General features: G+C 71.6%; 3 protein-coding genes, 1 pseudogene and 1 riboswitch. Of the genes and pseudogenes, 3 read left to right on the top strand and 1 reads right to left on the bottom strand.

Annotation, left to right across the window (positions count from 1 at the left end):
* The coding region (locus tag G6022_RS14985; RefSeq protein WP_182691885.1) for an exonuclease domain-containing protein at nucleotides 1-1312 on the bottom strand (1312 nt) is incomplete at its 3' end.
* 180 nt (nucleotides 1313-1492) lie between these two features.
* Between G6022_RS14985 and G6022_RS14980 the strand changes: the two genes are divergently transcribed.
* The 3 genes and pseudogenes from G6022_RS14980 to G6022_RS14970 all read left to right on the top strand — a co-directional run.
* Nucleotides 1493-1711: a hypothetical protein gene (locus G6022_RS14980; protein WP_182638485.1), complete on the top strand. Its 219-nt coding sequence runs from the start codon at nucleotides 1493-1495 to the stop codon at nucleotides 1709-1711.
* A gap of 80 nt (nucleotides 1712-1791) precedes the next feature.
* Nucleotides 1792-1939: riboswitch (cyclic di-AMP (ydaO/yuaA leader) on the top strand.
* A 13-nt stretch (nucleotides 1940-1952) separates the two neighbouring features.
* Nucleotides 1953-2567 (top strand): NlpC/P60 family protein, encoded by a 615-nt coding sequence (locus tag G6022_RS14975; RefSeq protein WP_182691883.1) that lies wholly within the window; start codon nucleotides 1953-1955, stop codon nucleotides 2565-2567.
* Nucleotides 2568-2730: 163 nt separating this feature from the next.
* A pseudogene (locus G6022_RS14970) lies at nucleotides 2731-3166 on the top strand (NlpC/P60 family protein); the annotation flags it as partial.

The raw sequence follows: 3166 nt of genomic DNA, 5'->3' as shown, positions 1-3166 counted from the left end.
GCTGGGCCAGGACCAGCTCGGGCAGGCCGGCGGTGGCGGCGAGCTCCTGTTGCCGGGTGAGGATCCGGACGAGCGTCGCCGTGCGATCGCGCAACCGGGCCGCGCGCTCGAACGCTCCGCCCGCCGCGATCGCGTCGATCTGGTCGACCATCGCCCTGACGGTCGCGGAGCTCCGGCCGGCGACCAGCGCCTCCCAGTCCTCCGCGTCGGGCGGGGAACCGAGGGTCTCGACGAGGTCCAGCCACGCCGACCTGGCGTCCTCGGATCTCCGGAACGGGCCGAGGGCGGACGGGTGCTCCGGTGTGCGGGTGACCTGTCCACGGATCGCGCGCCCGGAGGGTGGGGAGAGCCACCACCCGCGACGGGGACTCCGCGAGCGCCGGTTGTACGGCGGTTGCAGGGAATCGATGAGCCGCTCCTCGACGGTCCACGCCTCCAGGAGGTGCGCACAGGGCACCGACTCGACACTCGCGGCCAGCCCGACCATCGTGCGCATCCTGCTGCGCGAGTCGGCTCCGGAATAGTAGGAACGGGCCCTCCGCCGCACCGACACGGATGACCCCACGTACAGGGCGCCCCCCGACCCGTCACGGAAGAGGTAGACGCCGGGACCGGTGGTGAGCGCTTCGGTCAGCGCGGCGCGGCGCAGTACCTCGGGGGCGAGGCGGCCGTCGTACGACCGGAGCTCGGTGAGGGTGGCCACCCCGCAGTCCCCGACCCTGGAGATCAGGGCGTGGAGGACGTCGACGGTGGCGCGGGCGTCCTGGAGCGCCCGGTGGTTGGGCTCGACGGTGGATCCCAGATGGGCGGCGAGTTCACCGAGACGGTGTCCGCGGGTCTCGCCACGGTGGAGAATCCGACGTGCCAGGGCGAGCGTGCAGATCGACGGGGGATCCGGCCACTGATGGTCGGTGGAGACGGCAGCCGCCCGGAGGAAACCGAGGTCGAACCGGGCGTTGTGGGCGACCAGGACGGCGCCGCGGGAGAACTCCAGGAACGTCGCCATCACCTCTCCGAGGGTGGGCGCCCCGACGAGGTTGCCGGGGTCGATACCGGTGAGCCTGCTGATGTGCCCCGGCAGGGCCCCGTCGATGGCGACGAACGTGGACAGCTCAGCCCGGACCTCGCCGCCCCGTACGCGGACCGCGCCGATCTCGGTGATCTCGTCCGTCCCCGGTCGGGTGCCGGTGGTCTCCAGGTCGACCACGACGAACGTCACCTCGGAGAGCATCGGTTCGAGTTCGTCGAACGCCGCCTGGACCCCCTGGGGCCCGGGCGTGCGGACCGGCTCTCGCGTCGGGGGAGTGGGCATGGTGCCGACGGTAGCGACCCGGTCCGACAGTGGCGGGGCGGACGGTCGTGGCGGAGGCCGGGTGCGGCCCGCCGCCGCGGAGGGGGATGTCGTACCCCGCCGTTACGGTCGGCCTCGAGCCGTAGATCGCGGCCCGGTAACGAATGGGCAACACGCCCAGGACGGAGTGTGATGTAGATCATGTTCTCGATGGACTGCTCACGGTGCCCGGCCCGCCCGCGCCGGTGCGAGGACTGCGTCGTCTCGGTGCTCTTGTCCGGAGAACCCCAGGTGGACGCGCTTTCCGAGGAGTCGTGCGGGTACGTCCTGGAGCCGGAGGTGCGCTCGGCGATCGAGGTGCTCATGGAGCTCGGAATGGTCTCGAGCGTCGAGATCATGGCGTCGGAAACGGCCGCCTAGCGGATGGACTGGACTTCGACGAGATGGTTTCGTAACCTTTTCGAGACCTCGGAAGTCATCACCCGCCCGCCGGTGGGGGGCCGGGGTCACCACCAAAGCACCACCACGGTGCACCGGGGAACCACGTTCCACTGGGGTGAATCGCCCGAGGGCCGAGAGGTCCGGGCGTAGGACAGACTTCCGTGTCCGAACCCGTCAGCTAACCCGGTCGGTGTCCAGGAAGAAAGAGGAAATCACTCTCGTGGGAGCCCACAGCATCAAGGCCAGCTCGACCGGGCGCCGTGTCGCCACCGCAGGACTGCTCGCAGCCGGAGCCGCCATCGCCGGCGCCGGGACCGCGGCCGCCGCACCGGTGACCGTCGACGTCCCCGTCGAACTGCGTCTGCCCGGTGTGCCCGCACAGGTCACCGTCGATCTCCCTGAGGGCATCGCCCTCCCGGCCGGCCTCGCCCAGGCCGCCGCCGCACAGGCGGCCCCCGTCGAGTTCGCCGCCCCGGCGCCGCAGATCTCCACCGGTCAGCGCATCCTCGACGCCGCCAGCACCCGCGTCGGCTCGCCGTACGTCTGGGGCGCCACCGGCCCCAACTCGTTCGACTGCTCCGGTCTGACCTCGTGGGCGTACAAGGAGGCGGGAATCTCCATCCCGCGCACCAGCCAGGCCCAGATCGGCGGCGGGACCCAGGTCTCCAAGGCCGACCTGCAGCCCGGGGACATCGTCGCCTTCTACAGCGGCGCCAGCCACGTGGGGATCTACGCCGGCAACGGCCAGGTCGTCCATGCCCCGTACTCCGGCACCTCTGTGAGCTACGCGCCGGTGGACTCCATGCCGTTCTACGGTGCGACCCGCTACTACTGAGCCGTCTCGCACCACGCACGTCCGCGAACCCCGCCGAACGCCGGTCACGTAACCGGTACCGGCGGGGTTCGTCGTCTGTACCATCTCGGCAACGGAGTCTGACGGTGCCCCCGCCGCGTTCCGCTCGTCACTGAACAGCGATCCGAGAGTGTCACAGTTGCCCATGACCCCCAGAGCCCGGCCGGTCGCCCTCATCGCGGCCGCTCTCGTCGTACTGAGTTCCGGGGTCGTGACGGTGTCGGCTCAGACCGCGGACCCCACCCGGGTGGTGGGTCCGGCGCAGACGGTGGGCCCGGGGCAGAGCACCGCGCGGGCCGGTGTCGATTCGACGGATGACGCACCCGGTGAGGACCTGGCGGAGCTGGCGAGGCTGTCAGCGGAGGCCGGAGCGCTCGGTGAGGAGCTCCATCTGGCGCGCGCGGAACTCGAGCGGGCACACGCCGAGCGGGAACGACGCGAACGCGAGGCGGGGGTCGCCGCCGGGCTCGCCGTGGTCGCCGACGTCGGTGCCTCGCGCGACCAGTCCCTCGTGGATCGACTCGCGACCGTGCGCTATCGCGGGGGCGACACCGGTGCGACCCGGGCCGCCGTCCTCGCCG

This window comes from Dietzia sp. Cai40 (assembly GCF_014145165.1).
Lineage (GTDB): Bacteria > Actinomycetota > Actinomycetes > Mycobacteriales > Mycobacteriaceae > Dietzia > Dietzia natronolimnaea.
The sequence above is the reverse complement of the archived record's forward strand: the minus strand, read 5'-3'. Positions and strand labels throughout refer to the sequence as shown.

Coding starts and splice junctions, on each gene's coding strand:
- G6022_RS14980 (WP_182638485.1), top strand. CDS start 1,493: ATGTTCTCGATGGACTGCTCACGGTGCCCGGCCCGCCCGCGCCGGTGC.